The sequence below is a fragment of the Paraburkholderia suaedae genome (assembly GCF_040812055.1).
Classification (GTDB): Bacteria; Pseudomonadota; Gammaproteobacteria; order Burkholderiales; family Burkholderiaceae; genus Paraburkholderia.
In genome coordinates this window covers 1-24386 of sequence record NZ_JBFOAH010000051.1, presented here as the reverse complement: position 1 = coordinate 24386, position 24386 = coordinate 1, and the positions used below count along the sequence as shown (strand labels likewise).

The following is a 24386-nucleotide window of genomic DNA, read 5'->3' as shown; positions in this document are numbered from 1 at the left end:
GCGGATCTCATCAAGGCTGCGGGCGTGCTTCGGCAACCGCCCACCGGGCAAGCCGGATACATGTGTGCAGACCGTTTTGACATCGCGAAAAGAAGCTTGCAAAAGGCGTCGGGTCCATACATGCAATAAGGCGATCCGCTATGATGTGCGGAACAACATGAACGACTGAAAGCTTAATGACGACGCTGAATCCGGCGATGGGCCGAGTGCTCAAGCGCCTGCATTACCCGCTCGACGTGATCCTGATGTGTGTACGCTGGTACGTGGCCTATCCGCTGAGCCTGCGTCACATTGAAGAGATGGTCGCTGAGCGCGGAGTCTGCGTCGATCATTCGACCGTGCATCGCTGGGCGCTCAAGCTGTTGCCGGTGCTGGAGAAGGCGTTCCGCCGCCGCAAGCGGCAGTCGGGAAGAGCTGGCGCATGGACGAGACGTACATTCGCATCAAGGGCGAATGGAGGTATCTCTACCGGGCCGTCGACAAGGAGGGCAACACCATCGACTTCCTGCTACGCGCCCACCGGGATAAGACCGCGGCCCGGCGATACTTCGAGAAATCGATCGCCCGGAATGGCGTGCCCGAGACGGTGACCATTGACAGGAGCGGCGCCAATCTCGCCGCGCTCGAAGCCATCAATGCTGATCGTGAAGTGCCCATCAAGATCCGCCAGTCCAAATATCTCAACAATCTCGTCGAGCAGGACCATAGGGCGATCAAGCGACGCACACGACCCATGCTCGGGTTCAAGACTTTTCGCTGTGCCCGGATTTTGCTCGCCGGCATCGAACTGATGCATATGATCGCCAAAGGGCAGATGACGTGTGCTCGCGGAACCCATCCTTCCGCCGCCGTTCAATTCTACGAACTGGCAACATAAGCAGTACTTCGCATATCGATCACCTTTTCTCCTTGAGCCTTACCGCGACAAAACCGTTCGAACTCGCGCAGCGCGCGTTCCGGCGCGCGCAAACGAAGCAACACAGTTGCCCGGGCGTAGTGCGCCATCGCGCTGTTGGGTGCCGTCATCAGCGCCTTCGCGGTTGCCGCGTCGGCTATACGGACCTGCTCGCTCACATTGAGAGAGACGAAGCTGCGGCGTTCAAGTTCATACGTCTCTGCTAATCCGACCAGTGCATCAATGTTCCCGCCGTCGAGGCGCAACGCCGCTTCAAAATCGGCCCGTGCTCGACGCGCGTCGTCTAATGAAGAGGGTTGATTTATGATCGCCCAGCCGCGCATCGCAAGGTCTGTGGCATCCATATTGTCGGGGCGGTCGAGCGCGGCACGACGCCCCTCCGCCGCGACGAGTTCAATGCCAATCATGCGGGCAAGCCTCGCGATAATCTCGTCCTGCATGTCGAAAACATCTGCGCGAAGCGTGTCAAAGCGCTCGGCCCAAAGATGTGCCCCCGTGCCCGCGTCGACGAGTTGAGCATTCACGCGGACGCGATTGCCGATGCTCTGCACGCTACCTTCCATGACATACCGCACGCGAAGCTCACGCCCAATCTGCCGCGCACCTACTGGCTTGCCCTTGTAGCTGAGAGCTGAATTGTGGGCGATGACGAACGCGCCAGGGATGCGAGAGAGATCGGTGGTCAGGCTGTCGGTCACGCCATCGGCGAAATATTCCTGCTCCGGGTTGCCGCCGACATTGGCGAATGGCAGGACGACGATGGAGAATCGCGGCGCCCTCGATACCCACCGATCCTGTGAAGACCGCTGATTGTTGGCGATCTGAGGCGTTGCGCCGGGTCCCGGATTCGTGGTATTTCGGAGACGGTTTCGATAAAGCACATCTCCCACGATGATGGTAATCCCGATAAGGACTATCGCGACCCTGACATCGAGGGCTAAGGGTATCAGGCGATGGACGTCTGCCGGCGACGCAATCTGATGGAAAAACCGGGCGATCCACACCTGCGGCGCAAAGCCCGTGATGGCGATGATGATGCCTCCAACAGCCCACCCGCTGACCGGTCCTCGCAGCGTCCTCGACAGGCGCTTTAACGTTCGAATGGATTTTACCGAGGGCATGAGATGCGAACATCGCTAGGACGAAAAGCCTTGCTCCTGACGGGATCGTGCGCAGCGTCTCTGGATCTGAAAGATAGGTAGCCAGGTCCGACGAAGCAAGTGACATGAGGCAACGGTCCGGGCCAGTATGTGCCAAGCGCACATCTCAATTGCCTGCAATTAAGTATGCAAACGACACATCATGGGCCGCACTCGGGCAGTGGCTAACAATCGACGGTGCTGCTGGATGCTAGCTTGACTGAAAGCCTGTATGCCGATGACTGCTGTGCCTTCGGCAGCGGTCCTTGTCGTGAAGCCACGCCAAACGGCGCAATCGGGTCGAGGGCGTGTGAAAACGCATTTATCGCCTAAACTGAATCAACGCATTGAGACCGGGTGACTCATGAAGCGATTCGTTGAAGGCGATGACCGCAAACAGGTCGCACTACTTCCCGAATGTGTCGATGACTACATCGGACAGGATAACCCAGTAAGGGTGATAGATGCCTTCGCCGACGAACTGAACCTTGCGGAACTCGGCTTCAACGGTACCACGCCGGCGCTCACAGGCCGCCCGTCCTATCATCCGGGCGTCATGCTCAAGATCTATATCTACGGGTATTTGAACCGGGTGCCGTCTAGCAGGCGTCTTGAGCGTGAAGGCCAACGCAATGTGGAGTTGATGTGGCTGACAGGACGTCTGGCGCCAGACTTCAAGACGATCGCCGACTTTCGCCGCGACAACGGGCCGGCTATTCGCAACGTGTGCCGTCGTTTCGTCGAACTATGTCGCGGACTGAAGCTGCTATGCGGCGACATGGTGGCAATCGACGGCAGCAAGTTCAAGGCTGTGAACAGCCGTGACAGGAACTACACGGCAGGCAAGATCGACAAGCGTCAGCAGCAGATCGAGGAAAGCGTTCAGCGATATCTCGACATGATTGAAACCGCAGACCGGATCAGCCCGACAGGCTTCGATGTGAAGACCGTTCGCCTGTACGAGAAGATCGCGCTCTTACGTCAGCGCATGCGTGAGCTCGAGCAGATCAGGGAGCAACTGAAGAAGGAACCGGACAAACAGTTGTCGCTTACTGATCCGGATTCCCGGTCCATGACCAGCGGTGGCAAGAGAACCGGCACCGTCGGCTACAACGTCCAGACTGCCGTGGATACGAAGCATCATCTGATTGTCGAACACGAGGTGACGAATATTGGAGGGGACCACGGCCAACTCAGCAGGATGGCTCTGTCGGCGAAGAGCGCGATGGGCAAGCTGAAGCTGAAGGTGCTGGCTGACCGCGGCTACTTCAGTGGTCCGGACATCCGCGCGTGTGAACTGGCCGGGATCACCACGTACGTCCCGAAACCACTCACCTCAGCGTCGAGGAAGAAAGGGCTCTTTACCAAACGCGACTTCATCTACGTTGCCAGGAACGATGAGTATCGATGCCCCGCCGGCGAGCGCGCAATTCTTCGATTCAAGACCGTTGAGAATGGCATGAATCTGAACGTGTACTGGCCCAGCGCATGCCCGCGTTGCCATCTCAAGGATCGATGTTCGCCAAGCGACTATCGCCGCATCCGGCGATGGGAGCACGAACATGTACTCGAAGCCATGCAGCGTCGACTCGACCGCAAGCCTGATGCAATGACCATCCGAAGAAGCACCGTTGAGCATGTATTCGGCACCCTCAAGCACTGGATGGGTGCGACACACTTCTTGACCCGGACGCTCGGACGGGTGAGCACCGAAATGAGTCTCCAAGTATTGGCGTACAACCTGAAGCGCGTCATGAAAATACTTGGGGTTGCCGGGACAATAAGGGCGATGAGAAAAGCTCAAACCTAAGGCCCCGAGGGGCTTTTTTGCGCTTGATACGTTACGCTAGCGCGCGCCCGATCTGCCAAATTCGATTGATCGGGCTGGCGAACTCGCTTGCAGTCATCAAAAAGCAGTTTCCACACGCCCTCGGCCGGGCTGCGTCAGTCCGCTCTTCAAGTTCATCGCTGGAAAGCGGCCAGTGGAATTTCGCTGCCCGGAAGCGGCCAGTCGCCAATGCGTACTGCCGACCCACAGCGGACGGCCAAACGGAATTGACGCCAATGGCCGCTTCCAAGGGGCGGATTCAACCGGTCGATGCAATAGTTTGCTGGAAACGTTCGGCGGGCGTCTCGTAGCCCAACGTCTTTCTCGGACGTTCGTTGAGTCGTCTTGCCACAGCGTTGAGCTTGGCCTGCGAATATACGGACAGGTCGGTGCCTTTAGGAAAGTACTGTCTTAGCAATCCGTTCGTGTTTTCATTTGATCCGCGCTGCCATGGATGCTGGGGATCGCAGAAGTAGACCTGTATGTCGGTAGCCATAGTAAAGTGTTTGTGCCCGGCCATCTCCGTTCCCCGATCCCATGTCAGCGACTTATAGAGTTCCTGCGGCAGTTTTGAAGCGTGTTTGATGAGTGCATTGGCGACCGTCTCGCTGTCCTTGCTGGCTATCCTAACTAGCATAACGTAACGCGTCTGGCGCTCGACGAGTGTCGCAATCTGGCTGCTGCCGCTACCGCACAGCAGATCACCCTCCCAGTGGCCCGGCACTGCACGATCCTCAACGCTCGCGGGGCGTTCGCTGATCGACACTGTGTCCTTTATCCTGCCATGATCGTCCGTTTTCTGAGTGTGGTGGCGGGAACGACGCATGGCACGGGTACGCCGCAGGTGCTCCAGTAACTCCTTCTTCAGGGCACCACGGGCCTGTATGAAGAGACTGCGATAGATGGTCTCGTGAGACACGTGGTATTCCTCGTCGTCTGGATACGCCCGCCCGAGCCATCCGGCAATCTGCTGGGGTGACCACTGCAACTGAAGCTTACCGGCGACGATATGCGCCAGTTTCCGGTGCCGAACCAGTTTACAGACTTTGGGGCGCTGCGCGCGATCCCATGCGAGTTGATCGGCGTGGCTTGCCCGATAGCCGTTTGGTCCGCTGTTACGTTTGATCTCGCGGCAGATGGTAGATGGCGCTCGTGAAAGTCGCCTTGCAATTGCCTGAATAGAATCATCGGCCACGAGCCCTCGCGATATCTCTTCGCGCTCCTCAAATGTCAGCGCCCATCTCGATCGGTACCTTTGTGGTGGCTGGATTCCACCTGTCTGCGCCAGAATTCCCTGCACCGACGAGTGGTTCCGATCAAACAGTTGGGCGATCTTCTGCAGGGATTCGCCCTTGCGCCAGCGTTCCCACATCAGCGCCTTCTGCGTCTCACTATAGTAAATCCGGCGTCGCTGTTTCATTTGCAACACTCCCGCTGCTCAGGCAGCCTCTAGTGTGTTGCATAGACCGGTTGAATCCGCCAGGTAGATCAGTCGTTGCTCGACCCAGCACACAGGGATGCGCGACGATTCAGGAATTAATGAACGCGAGGAGATCCGCATTGATCGTATCGGCTTGCGTGGTGGGCATGCCGTGCGGGAAGCCCTTATAGGTTTTCAAGGTGCCGTTCTGCAGCAATTTCGCGCTCAACGGCCCAGAGTCGGCATAAGGTACGATCTGATCGTCGTCGCCGTGCATCACTAACGTGGGGACTGTGATCTTCTTCAAGTCTTCGGTGAAATCCGTCTGGGAAAAGGCCTCGATCCCGTCGTAGTGCGCTTTGGCACCGCCCTCCATTCCCTGACGCCACCAGTTCATGATCACACCTTCGGACGGCTTGGCCCCTGGACGGTTATAACCGTAGAACGGCCCGGCAGCGACATCCCGGTAGAATTGTGAGCGGTTGCTGGCAACCTGCGCTTGAAATCCGTCAAAAACATCCTTGGGAAGACCTTCCGGGTTATTAGCGGTCTTAACCATGAGTGGTGGCACAGCACTGATCAGTACCGCCTTGGCTACGCGGCTCTCGCCGTGCCGCGCGAGATACCGAACGACCTCACCGCCCCCGGTTGAGTGGCCAACGTGGATTGCATTTTTAAGGTCAAGATGCCCGGTAACGGCTGCAAGATCATCGGCATAGTGATCCATATCATGACCGTCGGCCGTCTGAGTTGACCGCCCGTGACCCCGACGGTCGTGCGCAATGACACGGAAGCCGAGGTTCAGGAAGAACATCATCTGGGCGTCCCAATCGTCGGCGCTCAGTGGCCATCCGTGTGAGAAAACTATGGGCTGCCCTGTTCCCCAGTCCTTGTAGAAGATCTGAATGCCGTCTTTGGTCGTAACCGTGTTCACCGTCATCTCCTTGCTAAGGCAACGTGACAAAGAAAAGCGAACCAACGCCGTGAACTCGTGCGCCGTGAGACATTGCGACGGGATAGGTAGACCGTCGGCGATCTGTTCTGGAAACCTGCTGGGACGTATCAGCTGGGTAAAAGCGCCTTCCAGACCGAGAGCCTATTCGACTGTCAACCGATCTTACTTGCGCGTCATTCCATTGAAGCCACGACTTCGTCGGTAGTCAAGACGCCGTGCGCGAGAAACGCGTAGTTGATCATCGCCGCCTTATATCCGTCGCCCCAAACGGGATGACGCGGTCCGGCAGTGGCATCGCTCACAACATGAACCTCGAAACCCTGTTCGAGTAGATCACGCAGATGTGACTCCACGCACATATTGGCAAGCATGCCTCCCAGTACCACCTTTCTCACTCCTCGCTTGCGTAATTGAAGGACGAGATCGTTGGTCTGCGGTCCGAAGACCTTGTGCGGACTCGCAACAACCGTCTCACCGTCGTTGATGTAAGGTTTGAATTCGTCGAGCCAGTCAGCGCCGGACCCTTCAAAACCTTCCAGACTCAATTGACCACTACGCGCAAACGTGCCGGTAGCGAATTCATCCGCCTCCAATGGTCCATTGAATTTCCATACTCGATCAGTCGGGAAAAAGTAGTGTGGGGAGATAAAGACCGCGAACTGCGCGGACTTTGCCGCCTTGAAGATTCGCAGCATGTTTTCTACCGTCTTGTTCTCTGTCACGCTTGCTCCCACCGCGCCCCAATTCTTGCCCTTTTTGCTTAAAACATCGACTTGCGGGTCGATGAAAACCACGGCTGTCTCAGTTCGATCAAAGGACACTTCGGACCTCCATAGTGCGTGACGGCTAGCCGACTTCGTCGACCCAAGCCTGTCCGATCAGATTAGGAAACGGGGGACTGAAATGCAACGACGGTCCGACAGATTTCGACGGCGCATCCAGGTTCTTGGGCGGGGGCGACGAGCGACAGGGCGTTTGGAAGAATTCTGGATGTTGGCGCCGCCTGCATGCTATTAACAAGCTAATGATTAAGAAGCCAACGCGACCGATGGGACCAGGCCGCAAAATGCAATCACCGAGTTAGCCTTTCTCTGCAGAGGAACGCCGCGAAGAGCCCCGCCAGCCCTCTCCGTCTGCAGGCAGCACTGTTATTCCCGCCCGTGCCCATTTCACGGCGCGTCCGTTCGGACAGGTGCCCGCAGTCAAAGTCTGCTCTCAGGCGACGAGCCGACGTTCGAAAAAGCGACAAATCGCGCGAACGAATTGCGGCAGATGGCCCGATAACTGCCTCATGTGAAGGGCACGGACTTCCGAATCCCGAACGGTCGCGATCGGCAGCACGGGACTCACAACGGCATTTCGAGTTGCCATGTACGAATTGGTCACTTCCTGGCAATACCGGTCATTCGCGCGGGCCGGAGGCTTGAGCAAACCCGTATTGCCACTTGAGGAAGATTGCTTCGATAACCTGGTCGCCTTGTTTGAAAGGCGGTGCAGCGAAGCGGACGCAGATCAGGCGGAGGCACTGATTGCCCACCTGACTCAAACGTTCGCGAGCGCATCCATCGTTGCATCCACAAGTGCGCGCAGTCGCGCGACGCGGCGTAAGTCACGGTGAAAGCCGAGCCAGACATTGCGACCCGGCGGCGCTTCGCCCAAATCGATCCGCCGAATGCCCGGTGTCGCATCGCCAAGAGGACACGGCAACACGGCGAAGCCAGCTCCTTGAGCACACATGCGTGCCTGCACGCCACGATTATTGCTGCCGAACGCGATCCTGGCCCGAGGCAGCATTCGCTTGACCCACTCGACGTCGGGTAGCGAACCGAACGCGCTGTCCATGCTGATCAGCGGGTAGCCGTCACCCTCCCCGCGTGACGGCGGGACGAGATCGACGTGCCCATACAACGCATAGTCGATGCGCATCAGCTTGCGCTGGATGATGTCGGGTTCGTCGAACGGCGTTATGCGGAACAGCAGATCCGCCTCGCGTCGCGCAAGGTTGTAGAGGCGCGAGTCCGTGACGAGCTCCAACGAGATGCCTGGGTGCTTCCCCAGAAAGCGCGCGAACACCGGCGTCAGTATGTGCTCGCCCAACCAGTCCGGCGAGGAGATGCGCAGCAGACCCGTCAACTGGGTCTCTTTCCCGGCAAGCGCGCGCGTGAAGCCGAGCGCTTCCTCCTCCATTCGCTCGGCGTAAGCGAGCACCGCCGCGCCCTCATCCGTCAGGACAAAGCCATCGCTCGTGCGCTGGAACAGCGTATGCCCAAGCGCTTCTTCGAGTGCACGCAACCTGCGCCCCATGGTGGGCTGGGTCTGGCCCACGCGCTTCGCTGCTGCCCCGAGCGTGCGGGAGCGGGCAATCGCCAGAAAGATCCGGACATCGCTCCAATCCAGATAGGCCTCATTCATCCTTGCATGGCTCCCGTGCAGAAACTTTGATTTACATGCGTTTTAGCATAAATCATGATGAGCGCATTGACCCGTTCGCTCGACGGGAAAGCAACGATAGGAACCCACCATGACCATGCAGGCGCTCGTCCTCAACCGCTACAACGGCCCGCTCGAACTGACCGAGATCTCGATGCCCGAACCCGCACACGGCCAGGTGCGCGTGCGCATTGCCGCCAGCGGTCTCAATCCGCTCGACACCAAGATCCGCGCTGGCAGCGCAGCGCATGCGAAGCATCCGCTGCCGCTAGTGCTCGGCATCGATATGGCTGGCGTGGTAGATGCCGTCGGGCCGGGCGTGACCGCTTTCCATATCGGCGACGAGGTCTACGGTATGACGGGCGGCGTCGGCGGCATTCAGGGCTCGCTGGCCCAGTATGCGGCGGTTGATGCCGACCTGCTTGCGATCAAGCCGGCCAACCTGTCGATGCGTGAATCCGCGGCGCTGCCCCTCGCGTTCATCACGTCCTATTCCGGCATTGTCGACCGGGCCCATCTGCAAGCGGGCCAAACTGTGCTGGTGCAAGGCGGAGCCGGCGGCGTCGGACATGTGTCGGTGCAACTGGCGCGCGCACTCGGTGCTCAAGTTTTTGCAACAGCAAGTTCACGCGACCACGATCTCGTTACGCGTCTGGGCGCTACGCCAATAGACTACCGGTCGCAATCCGTCGAACAGTATGTCGCATCCTTGACGCACGGCACTGGCTTCGACCTCGTTGTGGACACCGTCGGCGGCCCATCGCTCGACGCTTCGTTTGCTGCAGTCAAGCATTTTGGCCATGTTGTCAGCGCGCTGGGTTGGGGTACGCATGCGCTGGCGCCGCTGTCTTTCCGGGAAGCCACGTACTCAGGGGTCTTCACCCTCTATCCAATTCTGACGGGCATGTATCGCGCGCACCACGGAGCGATGCTGCGCGAGGCCACACGGTTGATCGAAGCCGGTAAGCTCACGCCGAACCTCGATCCCCGCCGGTTCGACTTGCGGTCCGCGGAACTCGCCTATGACGCCATCACGAACGCCACCGCGCGCGGGAAGATTGTGGTGGACGTCGCGTGAGATCGAACGTCCCAGCTTCGCTGTGTCGATTTACGACTGTCCGACGGGATATAGGCTGATGGCCGTCAATCTACTCAGAAGCATAAGGTCGCGATCCGAACAAACCGGACATCCGAGTGTCCGTCGCAGCGCGCGAGCGAATGACTGAAACTGGCCGATTTTTGCACCCGTCTGCATTCGGGGCGGCATTTCTCCTTAAGTTGCGCTCGCGTTGCGTGGCGGTCGGGCTGCGATGCGACGGGCGTGCGCCGTGGGTGGCACGCCGGTCAGGCCCCCTATCATCGAATGCGCTCATAAAAATAAAGCTGCTCATCAGGTTTCCGCTGGAACCGGAAAAAACTTCGGGCATACCCCCGAACTGGCAGCCGGCGAGGCAGTCACGCGACAAGTTTCAGGGGAGCATCGCCTGCCTTTCAACGATTGGAGTGTCGCTGAATACAGGCGAGCATCGGAAGCAACGAGGCGGCAGTCGTGAACTTCTCGCGAGATAGCGAGCGCTGTAAACCCGAAAACCGATGCTGCGATCAAGCAAACGAGATCGGCGTCCTGTACACAGCCTTCGAGGGCTTCGGCCTCGGCGAAATCGGACATTTCAATCTCAGCGTATGGACCGCCAATTGGGGGTCGACCGCAGACCGCGGTTGGCCTGCTAGCGACCAACTCGAACGCGAAGGCGATGCGGTGCCTCTGCGCCTAAAAAAACTCACGTTGAAACCGATACCTCCTTGACGCCAAACTGTTATATGGATATCGAAGTTGGCCGCCGTTCGCGAGGGTGGGCGGAGGCGGGTCCCCGCTGCAGCATCGCTACGCGGTCGCTGACACGCGCTTGACCCCGGAACGGGTCAGTCGGCTGCAGCCGCCTGCACGAGCACGTCGATACCGTCGATGGCTTTCATCAGCTCTGCAGGCACGCCATGCCGCGCTTGCAGATAGCTCGTCGCGTTATACGAGAGCCAGACACGGCCGTCGCCGTCCTGCCACACCAGCACCTTAAGCGGCAGATCGAGCGCCACGGTCGGCACGGCTTGCATCAGCGGCGTCCCGGCACGCGGATTACCGAACATGAGCAACTGCGACGGCTGCATCGCAAGCCCCGCGCGCTGCGCATCCGCCGCGAAATCGATGCGGGCGAACAACACGATGTGCTTCGCTTCAATCAGCGATGCGAGTTTGTCAGCGGCTTGCTCGACCGAGTGGTGCGTGGGCACGGTGACGATGCCGTTATCTGCCGCGTGAGCGGACATGATTTCTCCGTATGCGGTCCTTTAAGGATGCCCTAGCAATGGACGAGTGATTCTCTGATGCTACCCGTCCACGTGGACAGCTGGGATGAGAGTACATGACAAAAGATCAAGATTTGCGTAGCCGCCTGGTAGTCGCCTTCCTGGAAAATGCCCGCAGATCTCCGCTAACCTGCTTCGGTAAGACACCTCACGCGCTCTGTCACCTTACTCCCAAGGGCGTCGTTCGTGGATCGCGTACATTTCTCCGAGCAAAGGCGAATATGAACGCGATGTGTTTCATCGATCGCTTTTCGAGTGCCATTCTGCACGATTTCCAGTGTGCCCTTCGAGTTTAGCGGTTGGCCGCAAAATGCGCTTCAGCGGACGGCAGGCCCTGCTCAGCTCCGAGTCACCAATCTAGAGCTTGGTCAGTGGCATGCGAACTCGTGAATGGCTGCCGCCGCGTTCCCAGCGTTCAGCCCCACTACGCGCAAACGTGCCGGGTAGCGAATTCATCAGCCTCCAACGGTCCATCGAATTTCCATACGCGATCGGTCGGGAAAAAGTAATGTGGCGATATAAAGACCGTAAACTTCGCCGACTTTGCCGCCTTGAAGATTCGCAGCATGTTTTCTACCGTCTTGTTCTCTGTCACGCTTGCTCCCACCGCGCCCCAATCCTTGCCCTTTTTGCTTAGACATCGACCTGCGGGTCGATGAAAACCATGGCTGTCTCAGTTCGATCAAAGGACACTTCGGACCTCCATAGTGCGTGACGGCTAGCCGACTTCGTCGACCGAAGCCTCTCCGATCAGAGTAGGAAACAGAGGAATGGAAAGCAACGGCGGTGCGATGGCGTATCAAGATTCTTACGCGCGGGCGCCGAGCGACGGGGCGCTTGATGAGTTCCGCATGTCGGCGCCGTGTGGGTGCTATTAACAAGTTCCCGCCAGTGCCAATTTCGCGACACATTCGTTCGGACGCGTGCACGAGTCAAGGTCCGCTGTCGGGTGCCAAGCCGACGTCCGAATGACCGACCGATCGCGCGGACGAATGGCGGCAGATGGCCCGGGTTGAGGCACTGCCCTTCGCAATTTGGCGGCCGGAGAGCGGCCATTGAGCAAGGGCGAACGAGACCTCGGCCAGCCAAACTAGACGACGACCTCGACCGGCGGCTCATGGCCCGAACTCGGTCGGATGCTGCGCCGACGGCGTGGTCTGCGGTCGCGCGGTTCCCGTTCAACAGGCAACCGGTAGAATCATGCCCTGAGTAGCTCTGCCAACCTTTCGTTCGACATCTGCGTCTATCCCGCACCCGCCCGTTGACACCGATGCTGCCCCACAGCACGAGGCTGTGGACAGCCGCCTTACGGCGGTTACCTCGTTGGCCACCGTCTCCCCGCGAGTTTCGCCTTCGGCCTGACCACCGTTTCGGCCATGCGTGACGAGCGTCATGCGCATAAAGTTTTATAAAAGTGATTACGCGAGAAACCTTTCGACGAGGCGCGCCCAGTACGCCGCGCCGACAGGAAGGTTGGCATCGTTGAAGTCGTAGTTCGGGTTGTGGACCATACAGCCGTCCTCGCCCGCGCCGTTGCCGATGCATAAGAACGAGCCCGGGCGCTCGTGCAGCATGGACCCGAAGTCTTCGCTGCCCATCAGGATGTCCGCGTTCGCGACCACGTGTTCTTCCCCGACAAGTTCGCGCGCCACATGCGCGGCGAATTCCGTCTCCGCGTCGGTGTTTACGACGACCGGGTGGCCCTCCTCATAGGCGACAACTGCCGTCGCACCGTAGCTCGCAGCCTGCGCCTGCACCAACTCGGCGATGCGACGCTTGAGCAGCGCACGCACGTCTTCGCTGAACGAGCGCACGCTCAGCTCTAGCGTCGCCGAATTGGAGATGATGTTGTTCGCGGTCCCTGCATGTAGCGAGCCGACCGTGACAACCGCCGGCTTCGACGGTTCGACATTACGCGCGACGATCGTCTGCAGCGCCATCACGACGCTCGACGCCACAACGACCGGATCGACTGTCAGATGCGGCCGGGCCGCATGGCCGCCGACGCCTTCGATCGTGATCGTCACCGTGTCGCCCGCGGCCGTGAACGCGCCCTTGCGGAACAGGAACATACCCGGCGGTAAGCCTGGATGGTTGTGCACGCCGAAAACGGCGTCGCACGGAAAGCGCGTGAAGAGGCCGTCGGCGATCATCTTCTGCGCGCCACTCGGGACGCTGCGCTCCTCCGCCGGCTGGAAGTACAGGTGCACCGTGCCGCTGAAACGCTGCATGCGCGCGAGATGGCGCGCGGCACCGAGGAGCATCGTCGTATGACCGTCGTGGCCGCAGGCGTGCATCTTGCCGTAGGTGGCACTGGCGTAGGGCTTGCCGGTCTGCTCGACGATCGGCAGCGCGTCCATGTCCGCGCGCAGGCCGATGCTGCGCGTACCCTCGCCCACCTTCAGCGTGCCGACGACGCCCGTCTCGCCGACTCCGCGCGTCACCTGCCAGCCCCATTCGGCAAGCTTCTCCGCGACGAGAGCGGCCGTATGCAGTTCCTCGAAGGCGAGTTCGGGATGCTGGTGTATGTGATGGCGAATCTCGCGCAGGGAGGCGGCGTCGTCGGCGAGATCGAGGATTTCGGTGTAGCGCGAAGCGAGAGTCATCGGGGAAGCCCTCGTGTGTCGGGTCGGCGCGGCGGCTTTTGGGTCGTGTCAGCATTTAGGGGCTGCAAGAGCAACGTGCGCACGGCGAACACAGTTGTACCGACGGTGCTCCCGCGACATCCGGTGCGGCACTTACCAAACCGCGGTCAGGCATCCGTCCTACCGTGCGACCAGGGCTTTCCGGGGCAAGCCAAATGCGTGCACCCCGCTACCAGTACCATCGTTCGTATTTCCCGAGCCGACGAACACCATGTCGCCGACCGGCGTGGCTCCGGAATTAACCGATCCAGGCATCTTAAAGCTCGCCAGCAATGCGCCAGTCCCCGGATCATAGGCGTTCAAGGACGGCGGCGGCGAGAGCCCAAGTGTGCCCGCAAAGACAACATCGTGAGCAAGTGTGGTCGGCGCAAAGCTGAAATTATTGTTCTGCTGCCACAGGACGCCACCGCCACCGACATCGAGGGCATGCATACTGGGCTCCTGGATGAATGTATCGCTGGAGTTTGATGGATTGCACAGTCCACTGTGCGTAACCGGATTACCATCACCGATTCCTGTCGCGCTGAAGAGCCGCGAACCGTTAAAGGCAGCAGCACCGAAAAAGCCGCCTGACATGCCACCGAAGACGACGTTCCTCGACCATACAAGTCGTCCTGCCGGATTGGAGCTAAGGCGGTTGAGAAGATAGTAGGTACCATCCTTTGCGCCTACGCCAACGTACCGGCCCTGGTCAGCGTCAATTAGATTGGCCGACGCGCCAAAGTCAAAATCGCAGTGGTTTGGGTCACTTGCGCGCGGGCGAAAAGCCCATTTGAGTCGCCCCGTCCGGGTGTCCAAGGCGATGACGGCTTCGTGATAGGGTGTGGTTGCATCTTGTTTGCAGTCGCCGGTGTCGAAAAAGACCAGGTGGTGATCGACGTCGATCGCCGCAGACGACCATACGCTGCCGCAGCCCCGATTCTGACCGCCAACAACGCGCCCATGCACAATTAGCGGCTGTCCCTTCTCGTTTAAAATCGGGTCGACCTCGAAACGCCAACGAATCCGCCCAGTCTCACTATCGAGCGCCGCGAATCCACCCCGGTAACCGGCCACGCCATCGGCGGTCCAACCGACGAAGATCGAGTCCTCGAAAACGGCAGGCGATGAGAAGATCCGCGTCGGATCTTTTTGATCGGCGGCGCAGTTCGGCTGATCGGGATTGCCGCAGATCACGCGCTTCCAGCGCAGCGACCCGTCCTTGGCGTTCAGGCTGTAGAGGGTCTTGCCGGCGGCGAAATAGACCTTTCCTGCAATGACCGCCGCGGACGAGGTGATCAGGCCGCCGTCGGTGAAGAAGCGCGGGGGCGGCGTCTGCCCGGGAGCAAGGCATTGCGACGGGACGGGAACTACCGAGTTCTGGCAATCCACGCCGAACTTCCATCGAAGGCCTCCCGAGCGGGCATCGAGCGCATAGAAGAACCCGTCCCACGAACCGATATAGACCACATCATCGACGACGGTCGGCGATGCGCTGACCGCGTCGCCGGTAACGAAGGTCCACGTCGGTTGAAGGCTCGCAACATTGCGTGGATTTATTCGGGAACCCGGATTACTGAAGGTATGTTCCAAGTTCCGTCCATACATCGGCCAGTCGTCGTCACCGTGCCTTTCAGCGTATGCAGCGGCAGGTAGCATCAGCGAAAGAAGAAATATGACTATGCAGACTCGCATGATTGATTCCCCATGCCGCAAGGTTAAACAGCAATCGAACGTCAGATAGATTTTGCCGCTTGACACGCGGCCACGTCTTCACTAGTTAAAATAGGAGAGGCACAAATGAAAGCAAGATCTCTTTTTAACTTCCTGACTTGGTGGCATGCGGCGCCTCACGTGGTGGCTGTGTCCGAATTTAGCTAAATCTGTGACCGACGCCACCGCCTTTAATCACCCGCCGCACTTTGCCTTACATTGCGTTTGATCCTGCGTAGGACGTCCGGTTATCGCTATGGCAGGGCTTATGCGTAGCCGCGCTATGATTCATGCGGGGGTGCCTCAAAGTTCATGCTACAGGCATACGTCCGCGCCAAACGCCAGTTGTACGGTGCTGAACCAGGTACATCCACCTGTGATAGCGAGCGTCATTAAACAGGCACGGGATTATAGAAAAAACCGGCCATCTGGCGAGCGCGAATCCCGACCGCGACGTCACTCGCGATCATCCGGGCCAGCAGCGTGGCATCTAAAGTTTCAATTCGGCCGAATAGGGGTGCCGTCAGAATTCGGATTTTCGTGGATAGACTAGAGATTTCGTACGTCAAGCGAGCTGGAAAGGTGATCCGCCGCACAGCGTGGCACCCTTCCTGCCGCTATCCTGGACCTGCAGGAGACCGTCGTGAAAATCGAAGACGTCAAATCGCATCTGTCGATGCTGCTGCGGGACCAGCCGATAGGCACGAGAGCGGATCTGTCGGATTTCGCAGTAGCCTGGTGGAACGGCCATAGCGTAACGTATGCGATAACTACAAGCGCCTTGCCTCGATCAAGGCAAAGTACGATCCCAGCAACCTGTTCCGAGTCAACCAGAACATTCAACCAAAAGGGTTGTGTCGCGATAAGGCGGGCGGGACGAGCAAGTCTCGGACTGCACCTCGTGAGCAGCAATTGCCACTCGCTCGACCGCCTTTGTTTCTGCAACAAGGTTCTTCGCGATTGGTGGAATGCTGCGGGCGGTTGACTGGAATAACTCGTGACCGAGGAACTCCTGCACTTCCGCCGGCGAGTACCGACCACACGTCAGTGCGTTTCGTGCAAAGGTATTGCGCAAGATGCCCGCGCCGTCTCGCTGCGCTTCTACGTTGGCGTCTTTGAGCCAACCGGATACTCGCCGATACAGCGCTGATGGTGAGTAAGCCGTGCCTTTGAGCGTGGAGGGGCAGAGCAGCGGACCGGGGATAGGAAGACTTATGCGCTTCATAAGCCACTGCTCCAGCCATTCTCTCCATGGCCCGTCCGGAAGCACTAGCGTGGTGTGTGCGCGATGCACACCTTCCGGTTCAACTCGCACGACGTAATGACGCTCATCCAAACAACGCACTGGCAGTTGGATCAACTGATTCGTCCGCAAACCAGCGCCAAGAAAAAGTGCGGCCATCGCTCGGTCCCGCCCTCCCTTCCATCCTTTAATCTCACGCAGCCTGCAAATCAAAGCATCTTGCTTCGCCTCTTCCAGCCATGCCGGCGGCGGGCGGTCGAGCGGGTTCTCCTTGACGATTTCGAGCGAAAATGGATTCTTCTGCTCCAGTCCGCATGAGCAGAGATAACGATATACCTTGCCTAACAGTTGGACATAACGACGACGCGAAACTGGCTCAAGGATCCGCGTGGCAAAGAAGGCGGTGGCGTCCATGGGCGTCGCTTCCAACAGGCTTAGTTGCCGGTCCGCCAAATGCCGGAGCCAAGGTACAAAAATTGCAGCATATACTTCCTGCGACGATTCGCGGAGCTGCCGTTCAGCGACGCGCTGACCGCCGAGCCAAGAGACAAATGTTTTCTCTGGCTCCTGAACCCAGTTGGCAAGCCTATCCTCTTGGCGCAATTCGATCTCCACGTATTCTCGGGTACAGGTAAAGCATAAGTCGTCGCGCGACCTAAAGGCGAGTAAAACGCTGGTTCGCAGCTTCAAAGCAAGGATCACTCTTCAAATATTCGAGATAAGAGAGAAAAACTATCTTGCGGTCCGACTGACTTAATTGTTTTCCGACCGACTTAATTGTTTCCTTTCACTCGATTAGTGCTCGCATTGACGATCGTTGATCAGTGCTTGACATGCAAGTAACTTCTTGCTTATCCTACATGCAACAGATTACTTGCATATAGCCGTCCATGCCCGAGCGCCTCGATGACACCGACCTGCTGTTCAAAGCCCTCGCCGATCCCAGCCGGCGCAAGCTGCTGGACTTGCTGCACGCACACGACGGCCGCACCCTCAACGACTTGTGCGAGCACCTGGACATGACGCGGCAGGGCGTGACGCAGCACCTGGACCTGCTGGAGGCGGCGAACCTGGTCGCTACCGTGCGGCGCGGGCGCGAAAAGCTGCACTTTCTCAATCCAGTACCGCTCCAGGAGATCTACGAGCGCTGGATTGCCAAGTTCGAAAAGCCGCGCCTCAAGGCGCTCTCGGATCTGAAACAACGTTTGGAGAAAGGCAATGACTAGATCGACCTTTGTTTACGTGACCTACATCCGCACCACGCCGGAGAAGCTGTGGTCAGCACTGACCCACGCGGAGTTCATGAAGCAGTACTGGTTCGGCATGCACTGCGAAAGCCAGTGGACCGCGGGATCCTCGTGGAAGTTGGTGTCCGGCGACGGTCAGATCTTCGACGCCGGCGAGATCGTCCAGGCCGAGCCGCCACGACGCCTGGTGATCCGCTGGCAGCACCAGAACAAGCCCGAGCTCAAGGCCGAAGGCGAGTCGCTCTGCACGATGGAACTGGAACCCAGTGGGACAGCGGTCAAGCTCTCCATCACCCACACCATTGAGCGCGAGCCTTCGAAGCTCATCGAGGCGGTGTCCGGCGGCTGGCCGAAAGTCATCTCCAACCTCAAGTCACTGCTGGAGACCGGCTCGACGGTTCTGCACGACCCCTATCCCGTTGAGAGCGCCCACTCTAGAAAGGAGTAATCAGGACAAAGGTCATGTTCGGAAACCATTCCAGCCTTCGCCGAAGCGGTCGGTGGCGAACGGCAGTGAAGGGTCGATTTTGGGCAAGTGCATCGATTACTAGGCGGCCCCGAAGCGGTCATACGTATGCGGCCGCTCGGCCGTCAGGTGTCTGAACGGTTTGGCCGATAGAATGGTTGGCCACGACGGCATGACGGTCGCGGGCCCTAAAGCCGCCGCGCCGTGAGTGACTCATATCATGCAGGTTATATCGGAGAGTCTATGCGTAACGTTCGAAGAACACTGTGCGCACTGCTGCTTGCTTTACCTTTCTGCGGTATGGCACAAGCCGACACCATCGCGTCTTGGAAGTCAGTCCCAATGCCCTCGCCTCCGGAGTTGAAGACATTTGCCGTTACCGATCCAAGTCACACCGCGCTATTGTTGCTCGATTTCGACACCAGTACCTGCAACAGCAAAGAGCGTCCCAACTGCGCGGCCTCACTGCCGTATGTCGCCAATCTGTTGAGCAAGTCGCGCGAGGCGAACCTGATGATCGTCTACAGCCTGACCAGCACGGGCACACTGGCGGCGGTGCCGTCGGTTATCGCGGCCAAAGGTGGCGAGACGGTCGTGCAATCCGGCGTGGACAAGTTCCTCAACACCGATCTCGAAACGGTTCTGAAGAACAAGGGCATTCAGACCGTGATCGTTACCGGCACGATGGCACACGGCGCAGTGTTGTACACCGCAAGCGAAGCGGCGGCGCGCGGCTTCAAGGTAGTGGTTCCGACTGATGGCATGTCGAGCAAAGACCCGTTCGGCGAGCTTTCCGCCGCGTGGATTCTAGCCAATGCGCCGGCCGGCGTGAGCAAAAACGTTACGCTGACTCGCTCCAGCATGATTAAGTTTTCACAGTAGGTGATTCTTCATCTGCAAGAACTGTCAGCGCGATGCGGAAGAGTGCCGTGAGTTGCTTCGTTCGGAAAGACCACTGCGTGGGATGAATGCCCTAGGGTGAACTAGCAGTAGACATCTTCGAGGACAGTCGGGACTGACGGCGCTGGCTGACCTACCCGGCCTAATAACTGACCGGATTGAGGCGAGCGTCCACAACGGCGGCAATCACACGATTGAATCCGGGTCAGTGGTGCCGACGCCTGCAAAAGCTGCATCGTTCGCATACGGAGATTCGCGCGCGATACTTTGCCGCGACACTTTGCCGTCAGCGATGGTTCCGGTACCTCGCGAGTTGAGGCCAATCTGAAGGACGGCGTGCTGAAGCTCACCATCCCACGTCGGGAGGAAGCGAAGCCGCGACCGATTGAGGTCAGCGCAGGCTGGCTGCGCATCCGCGATGCGGTGCCAGAAGGACGGACCGGCGAGAAGGCGTTCTCGTAGTTGAAACGTAACGCGCTTCGGCCATTCGGCGATGAGGATGCGGTCCGCCGCATCTTCACCGCTCGTTGTCAGTGCTCGGCCCACTGCGCTAACTTAGATTCGACCTGCTTGCCATCAGTTGCGGTATGCTCAGCGCGTAACAAAGTTGAAGGCTTTAGAGTGGGCGCTCACGACCTCGGCTGAAAAGTCGCAGGACAGCGAGCAGGATGACCGCGCCGATCAGTGCCGTAATAAGTGAGCCGACTATGCCGCTTCCCAGGTGCAGACCCAGCGCCCGGCCAAGCCACCCCCCTATGAAGGCTCCGATAATTCCCACGATGATGTCGACGATGATGCCGAAGCCGCCGCCGTCGACGATACGACCAGCCAACGCGCCCGCGATACCTCCGATAATCAGCCAGAAAATGATTCCATGCGAGACCGGGTCCATATTTCTTCTCCTGTAGAGCTGAAATCCGCGTTAGCGGCGAGCAAGCATTCCGATGATGAGCCCGCCATGAGCGCCATCGCGACCGCTTTCCACGGGGCCTCATGAACGTAATCGTCGGTTGATTCAGAGACGACGCGGTACTTTGTCTTGACCATGTCCTGTGCGCCTGCAATCCTGTCCTTCAGGTCGGCCAGCGTCGGCCCGGCTGCGGGGGCAATGAGTTGATGCGACTCAGTCATTTCAACCTCCATCTGTCGTTTAAATGGCTCGGGGTCAGCAAGTCGCGTGCCTCAGCGAGATTGTTGAACGCAAGTGAAGGTCGCCATCAGCGGCGCTGGCGGCGGTTGGCCTCACGACGTGAGGACTTATCGTTCAGCTGCAAGCGGAGGTTCAGGTCGCCGTTGCGGGCATAGTGGGTGCCCGCCCGTAGAGCAGCTCTCGGCGCGCCATTCGTATTGAGGAAATCAATTCTTCCCCAGTGCGACGGCTACGGAGCGAGCGGCACAATCACAAGCGGCCCGAAGTTAGTAGAAGGCTCCGGCGTCCTAGCGACGTGCAAAACCGAAGAAGAGGCGCGAGCCGTCGGGCTGATTTGGGCTCGAGCATGGGTGGATAGCCACGGTTAAACCGTGACCGGTTCCCAACGCAGGTCGTTCGGACGTTGCGCCCCCAACCAACGTAACCTTCTCGCGACGCAAACCGTGTGCGTTCTGCTGCCTTCGGACGGCTCAATCGGAGCCTCGCGTAGCGTCCGGGTCTGATATTTGCGGCGACAACCGGCTTCGTGGCCATCACGCCAAATTGACGACATTCCAGTCGCATACGAAACTACCGGTTCCACAGAACGGAAGGCGGTGTCTATGCTGGTGAGAAGCGACGACCACGGATGCGCGGGGTGGCGCGGCGAGATGGCCCAACGGATTCGTGAATTCGACTGGTCCGCGACGTCTCTGGGCCCAATCGACCAATGGTCAAAAAGTCTCCGAGCGGCTGTCCAGATGCTGCTTGCGTCGCCCGTGCCGCTTGTAATGCTGTGGGGGCGCGCCGGGTACATGGTCTACAACGACGCATACTCGGGTTTTGCCGGCGGTCGCCATCCATTTCTGCTCGGCTCCCCAGTTGAAGTAGGCTGGCCAGAGGTGGCAGCTTTTAACCGGAATGTTGTCGATACGTGCCTCGCCGGCGGAACGCTTTCTTACCGCGACAAGGAACTTGTCCTCTTCCGGAACGGGGCAGCAGAAGACGTATGGATGGACCTGTATTACAGCCCGGTTGTCGAGGACGACGGGGCGCCAGCGGGAGTTATCTCTATCGTTATCGAGACGACAGAGCGTGTCACTGCTGAGCGTCGCCGGGAGGAAGCTGAAGCGGCCTCTCGTGCTGCCAACGAGCGTACCCAGCTTGCACTCAATTCAGGTGCTGTCCTTGGCTCATTCGTCTGGGACGTTAAAGCGAACGTGTTGTCTGGCGACGAGCGGTTTGCAAAAACATTCTCGTACCCAGTCGAGTCGTCGGAACGCGGATTGCCGATTGAGGTAGCAAGCGAAATTATCCATCCGGACGACATCGAACGAGTGAACGAACAAATCGCGAGAACCCTCGCCGATGGCGTTGCCTATAACACCGAATACCGTATAAAACGTCCCGAGGACGGCCAGTACCGCTGGGTTTTGGCGAGCGGTCGGTGTGACTTTGACGCGCAAGGTCAGCCGACCCGGTTCCCAGGTATTCTGGTCGATATCCACGAACGTAAAATTGCCGAACAGGCGCTGCTCGAGCTGACGCGCAACCTTGAGGAACGGGTGGCCGATGCGGTGGCCGCGCGAATTGAGGCGGAGGAGCAACTGCGTCAATCGCAGAAAATGGAAGCTATCGGCGCACTGACCGGCGGCGTGGCGCACGACTTCAACAATGTCCTGCAAGTTATCTCGGGCAACTTGCAGGTACTCGCCCTGCAGGAGCGAGGGAACGAAAACGTACAGAAGCGCGTCAATGCGGCCGCATCGGCTGTAGAACGGGGCGGGAAACTTTCTTCCCAGCTACTGGCGTTCGCTCGCCGGCAGCCGCTCTCACCGACGGTATTAAATCCACGGCGTATGTTCGACGGCCTTGCCGAATTGCTTCAACGAGCGTTGGGAGAAACAGTTTCCGTCCAGATGTCGCTCCCGGCTAATCCATGGCTCATCCAGGCTGACCGCAACCAGCTTGAGAACGCGGTGCTCAATCTCGCAATCAATTCGCGTGATGCGATGAACGGCGACGGTCGGGTGAACGTCATTGCAGAGAACGTTATCCTGGGGACGGCCGACGTGCAGGGCACCGGAGCCTCGCCGGGGGAATACTTGCGGATTACGGTTCAGGATGATGGTCCAGGCATGACGCCCGAGGTCCTGGCGCGTGCGTGTGAGCCATTTTTCACCACCAAGGAGGACGGGCGTGGAACGGGTCTTGGGTTGAGCATGGTGTTTGGCTTTGTCCAGCAGAGTGGCGGTTATCTTTCCATCCTCAGCAAAGTCGGCAATGGCACGTCAGTACAGATGCACTTTCCTCGCAGCAACAACACGGAAGTCGCGCCGTCCGAAGTGAAGGCAGCCTCGGAGCTTGGTGGCAGCGAGACGATTCTCGTGGTCGAGGATGACGCCGCCGTTCGGGCAACTTCCGTCGACCTGTTGCGTGAGCTTGGGTACGAAGTGCTCCACGCTGTCAATGGAGACGCCGCCATGTCGATTCTGAAAAGCGGCGTCAAGGTTGACCTTATTTTTACGGACGTTGTAATGCCCGGGGCCGTTAGAAGCGCGGACCTCGCCGCCTGGGCGCGCAGTCGCATCCCGCCAATACCGGTACTTTTCACCTCCGGGCATACGCGCGATATCATTTCGAAAAACAACATCCTTGCTCCCGATGTCGTACTCTTGCACAAGCCATATCGCCCCGACGCGCTGGCTCAGATGGTGCGGCAGGTGTTCACGGAATCGACACCAAAGCGCCAGAACGACCCGGTCAAGGGCGTCGAGTGACGCGAAATGTGAGGTATTAGACTCATCGAAAATGTCGGGCGTCCCGGCGACAATGTTGAAGCCGACGGTGAGGCGCGAGCTGCTGGTCGGACCACGGGTCGACGACGCTGTTGTTGACGCGTTTGGCGTATTTCGGCTCGCCAGTCGGCAGCGACGGGGAAGGTCATGGATTGTTGAAGTATCTGCATGGATGTAACGCAGCGGCATTCCCCGCCGAACAGGCACCTTTTTCGGAACCGCCCTGTGGATGCACGTGGTCGCAAGCCTGCCGGTCAGTGGGTGTAGGTAGAATCCGAGACTCATAAGTTGAGAAACTTATGGGTCTTTTTTTTGATAGTCAGGCTCATGAACAATACGTCAACGCGGTGATAATTACGTGCGCGCTTCTCTTCCCAGCTCACGGAGGTGACATCCAGGCCAAACAGCTCTTCCTGGTGTTCTTCGAGTTTTTGTTCTTTTCCCGCTCAGAAATCAACGGGGCGTCATCAGGTCGCGCGTCTATCCGGCTTCGGCAGCCCAGCCCTACCGGAAGGCGGGCGCGCCGACCGCGCTCGGCGACTCCGGACGGCGAAAAGCGACTCGAATCCTCGTCTTTCTGGACAGGAACGTCCGGCGAATCGATAAAGTGAACTGCCCTCTGCCCTCCGTCGTCACCGTCTGTCATATCCCGACAATTCTGTCATTTGCATTGCATTCCCGCCCAGACCGCCTATAACGCTGCATAAATAACTCTGTCCGTACTCAAGGAGAGGGCCATGTTCGCAAATGTGAGAGGCTTGCCGTTCCTTTTGCTAGTCCTTGTGCTCCTTTGCATTCCGCGAGCGCCCTACGCACAGGTGGCGCGAATGGAAGTCATTCCATTCGAGTCAATGACGCTGACAGATGAGGATTTCTTGGCTGGAAGGGAAGACGGCAAGCACGTCACGATAGCCGGTGAATTGCGACTGCCTCACCCCGGAACCGACAGGCTACCCGCCGTCATACTGCTGCACCCGTCCGGGGGTATCGGCGGCCAGATAACGGACTGGGAGCAATGGTTCCTGTCGTTGGGCGTTGCCACTTTCGTTGTCGACAGTTTCACGGGCCGAGGCATAGCAAACACAATCAATGTAAGCGCGCGATTTCGCACACCTAGCGTCCATTATTGAGAAGGCTCACGATTGCGTCCGCAACCCAACTTTGCGGACGCAATCCATGACAGAAGATGACCTGAGTTTTTTGCCTTTGCGCGT

At 58.8% G+C, this 24386-nt stretch carries 20 protein-coding genes and 2 pseudogenes; 10 read left to right on the top strand and 12 right to left on the bottom strand.

Features of this window, described 5'->3' with window-relative positions; all coding sequences use genetic code 11:
• The first annotated feature begins 176 nt into the window (after positions 1-176).
• Positions 177-877 (top strand): IS6 family transposase gene (locus tag ABQJ48_RS35720; protein ID WP_367842614.1). Its coding sequence is split into 2 segments (ribosomal slippage): positions 177-399 and positions 399-877, totalling 702 coding nucleotides; the frame shifts between segments, so codons are not numbered across the junction.
• Here ABQJ48_RS35720 and ABQJ48_RS35715 read toward each other — a convergent pair.
• Positions 859-2037, bottom strand: a complete 1179-nt coding sequence (locus ABQJ48_RS35715) for a hypothetical protein (RefSeq protein ID WP_367842613.1) — start codon at positions 2035-2037, stop codon at positions 859-861. The genes ABQJ48_RS35720 and ABQJ48_RS35715 overlap by 19 nt on opposite strands.
• A 382-nt stretch (positions 2038-2419) precedes the next feature.
• On the opposite strand from ABQJ48_RS35715, the gene ABQJ48_RS35710 reads away from it, so the two are divergent.
• Positions 2420-3865 (top strand): IS1182 family transposase, encoded by a 1446-nt coding sequence (locus tag ABQJ48_RS35710; RefSeq protein WP_367842612.1) that lies wholly within the window; start codon positions 2420-2422, stop codon positions 3863-3865.
• A 277-nt stretch (positions 3866-4142) separates the two neighbouring features.
• Here the strand turns inward: ABQJ48_RS35710 and ABQJ48_RS35705 are convergent, their stop codons facing one another.
• The 4 genes from ABQJ48_RS35705 to ABQJ48_RS35690 all read right to left on the bottom strand — a co-directional run bounded on the left by ABQJ48_RS35705 (position 4143) and on the right by ABQJ48_RS35690 (position 8670).
• Complete coding sequence (locus tag ABQJ48_RS35705) at positions 4143-5303, bottom strand: IS30 family transposase (RefSeq protein ID WP_367842611.1); 1161 nt, start codon at positions 5301-5303, stop codon at positions 4143-4145.
• Between the two features lie 109 nt (positions 5304-5412).
• Positions 5413-6237: an alpha/beta fold hydrolase gene (locus ABQJ48_RS35700; protein ID WP_367842610.1), complete on the bottom strand. Its 825-nt coding sequence runs from the start codon at positions 6235-6237 to the stop codon at positions 5413-5415.
• Positions 6238-6431: 194 nt separating this feature from the next.
• The gene (locus tag ABQJ48_RS35695; protein ID WP_367842609.1) at positions 6432-7079 is read right to left on the bottom strand and encodes a cysteine hydrolase family protein; all 648 of its coding nucleotides are present in this window, start codon (positions 7077-7079) and stop codon (positions 6432-6434) included.
• A gap of 721 nt (positions 7080-7800) precedes the next feature.
• A complete protein-coding gene (locus tag ABQJ48_RS35690; protein ID WP_367842608.1) occupies positions 7801-8670 on the bottom strand; it encodes a LysR family transcriptional regulator in 870 nt (289 codons plus the stop codon).
• 109 nt (positions 8671-8779) lie between these two features.
• Here ABQJ48_RS35690 and ABQJ48_RS35685 point away from each other — a divergent pair, with 109 nt between their 5' ends.
• Entirely contained in the window at positions 8780-9766 is a 987-nt protein-coding gene (locus ABQJ48_RS35685) for a zinc-dependent alcohol dehydrogenase family protein (protein WP_367842607.1), read from the top strand.
• 845 nt (positions 9767-10611) lie between these two features.
• Here the strand turns inward: ABQJ48_RS35685 and ABQJ48_RS35680 are convergent.
• The 5 genes and pseudogenes from ABQJ48_RS35680 to ABQJ48_RS35655 all read right to left on the bottom strand — a co-directional run bounded on the left by ABQJ48_RS35680 (position 10612) and on the right by ABQJ48_RS35655 (position 17247).
• Entirely contained in the window at positions 10612-11013 is a 402-nt protein-coding gene (locus tag ABQJ48_RS35680; protein WP_367842606.1) for a DUF302 domain-containing protein, read from the bottom strand.
• Between the two features lie 456 nt (positions 11014-11469).
• Positions 11470-11718, bottom strand: a pseudogene (locus ABQJ48_RS35675) (cysteine hydrolase); the annotation flags it as partial.
• A 752-nt stretch (positions 11719-12470) separates the two neighbouring features.
• Positions 12471-13658: a M20 aminoacylase family protein gene (locus tag ABQJ48_RS35670; protein WP_367842605.1), complete on the bottom strand. Its 1188-nt coding sequence runs from the start codon at positions 13656-13658 to the stop codon at positions 12471-12473.
• 159 nt (positions 13659-13817) lie between these two features.
• Positions 13818-15284, bottom strand: a complete 1467-nt coding sequence (locus tag ABQJ48_RS35665) for an outer membrane protein assembly factor BamB family protein (RefSeq protein WP_473094241.1) — start codon at positions 15282-15284, stop codon at positions 13818-13820.
• A gap of 931 nt (positions 15285-16215) precedes the next feature.
• Complete coding sequence (locus ABQJ48_RS35655) at positions 16216-17247, bottom strand: tyrosine-type recombinase/integrase (RefSeq protein ID WP_473094239.1); 1032 nt, start codon at positions 17245-17247, stop codon at positions 16216-16218.
• 275 nt (positions 17248-17522) lie between these two features.
• On the opposite strand from ABQJ48_RS35655, the gene ABQJ48_RS35650 reads away from it, so the two are divergent.
• From ABQJ48_RS35650 to ABQJ48_RS35630, 5 genes and pseudogenes are all read left to right on the top strand, one after another.
• Entirely contained in the window at positions 17523-17858 is a 336-nt protein-coding gene (locus tag ABQJ48_RS35650) for an ArsR/SmtB family transcription factor (protein ID WP_367842603.1), read from the top strand.
• Positions 17851-18327, top strand: coding sequence for an SRPBCC family protein (locus ABQJ48_RS35645; RefSeq protein WP_367842602.1), 477 nt, complete (start codon positions 17851-17853; stop codon positions 18325-18327). The genes ABQJ48_RS35650 and ABQJ48_RS35645 overlap by 8 nt, the downstream gene beginning before the upstream one ends.
• A 222-nt stretch (positions 18328-18549) precedes the next feature.
• Positions 18550-19227, top strand: coding sequence for a cysteine hydrolase family protein (locus ABQJ48_RS35640; RefSeq protein WP_367842601.1), 678 nt, complete (start codon positions 18550-18552; stop codon positions 19225-19227).
• Positions 19228-19512: 285 nt separating this feature from the next.
• A pseudogene (locus ABQJ48_RS35635) lies at positions 19513-19578 on the top strand (hypothetical protein); the annotation flags it as partial.
• 3 nt (positions 19579-19581) lie between these two features.
• Positions 19582-19707: an Hsp20/alpha crystallin family protein gene (locus ABQJ48_RS35630; protein ID WP_367842616.1), complete on the top strand. Its 126-nt coding sequence runs from the start codon at positions 19582-19584 to the stop codon at positions 19705-19707.
• A 154-nt stretch (positions 19708-19861) separates the two neighbouring features.
• Here ABQJ48_RS35630 and ABQJ48_RS35625 read toward each other — a convergent pair whose 3' ends face one another.
• Complete coding sequence (locus tag ABQJ48_RS35625; RefSeq protein WP_367842600.1) at positions 19862-20137, bottom strand: GlsB/YeaQ/YmgE family stress response membrane protein; 276 nt, start codon at positions 20135-20137, stop codon at positions 19862-19864.
• Positions 20101-20376: a hypothetical protein gene (locus ABQJ48_RS35620; protein WP_367842599.1), complete on the bottom strand. Its 276-nt coding sequence runs from the start codon at positions 20374-20376 to the stop codon at positions 20101-20103. The genes ABQJ48_RS35625 and ABQJ48_RS35620 overlap by 37 nt, the downstream gene beginning before the upstream one ends.
• 669 nt (positions 20377-21045) lie before the next feature.
• Between ABQJ48_RS35620 and ABQJ48_RS35610 the strand changes: the two genes are divergently transcribed.
• Together ABQJ48_RS35610 and ABQJ48_RS35605 are read left to right on the top strand one after the other, a co-directional pair.
• On the top strand, positions 21046-23154 hold the full coding sequence (locus ABQJ48_RS35610) for an ATP-binding protein (RefSeq protein WP_473094240.1): 2109 nt from the start codon (positions 21046-21048) through the stop codon (positions 23152-23154).
• A gap of 845 nt (positions 23155-23999) precedes the next feature.
• A complete protein-coding gene (locus ABQJ48_RS35605; protein WP_367842596.1) occupies positions 24000-24302 on the top strand; it encodes an alpha/beta hydrolase family protein in 303 nt (100 codons plus the stop codon).
• Positions 24303-24386 lie beyond the last annotated feature (84 nt).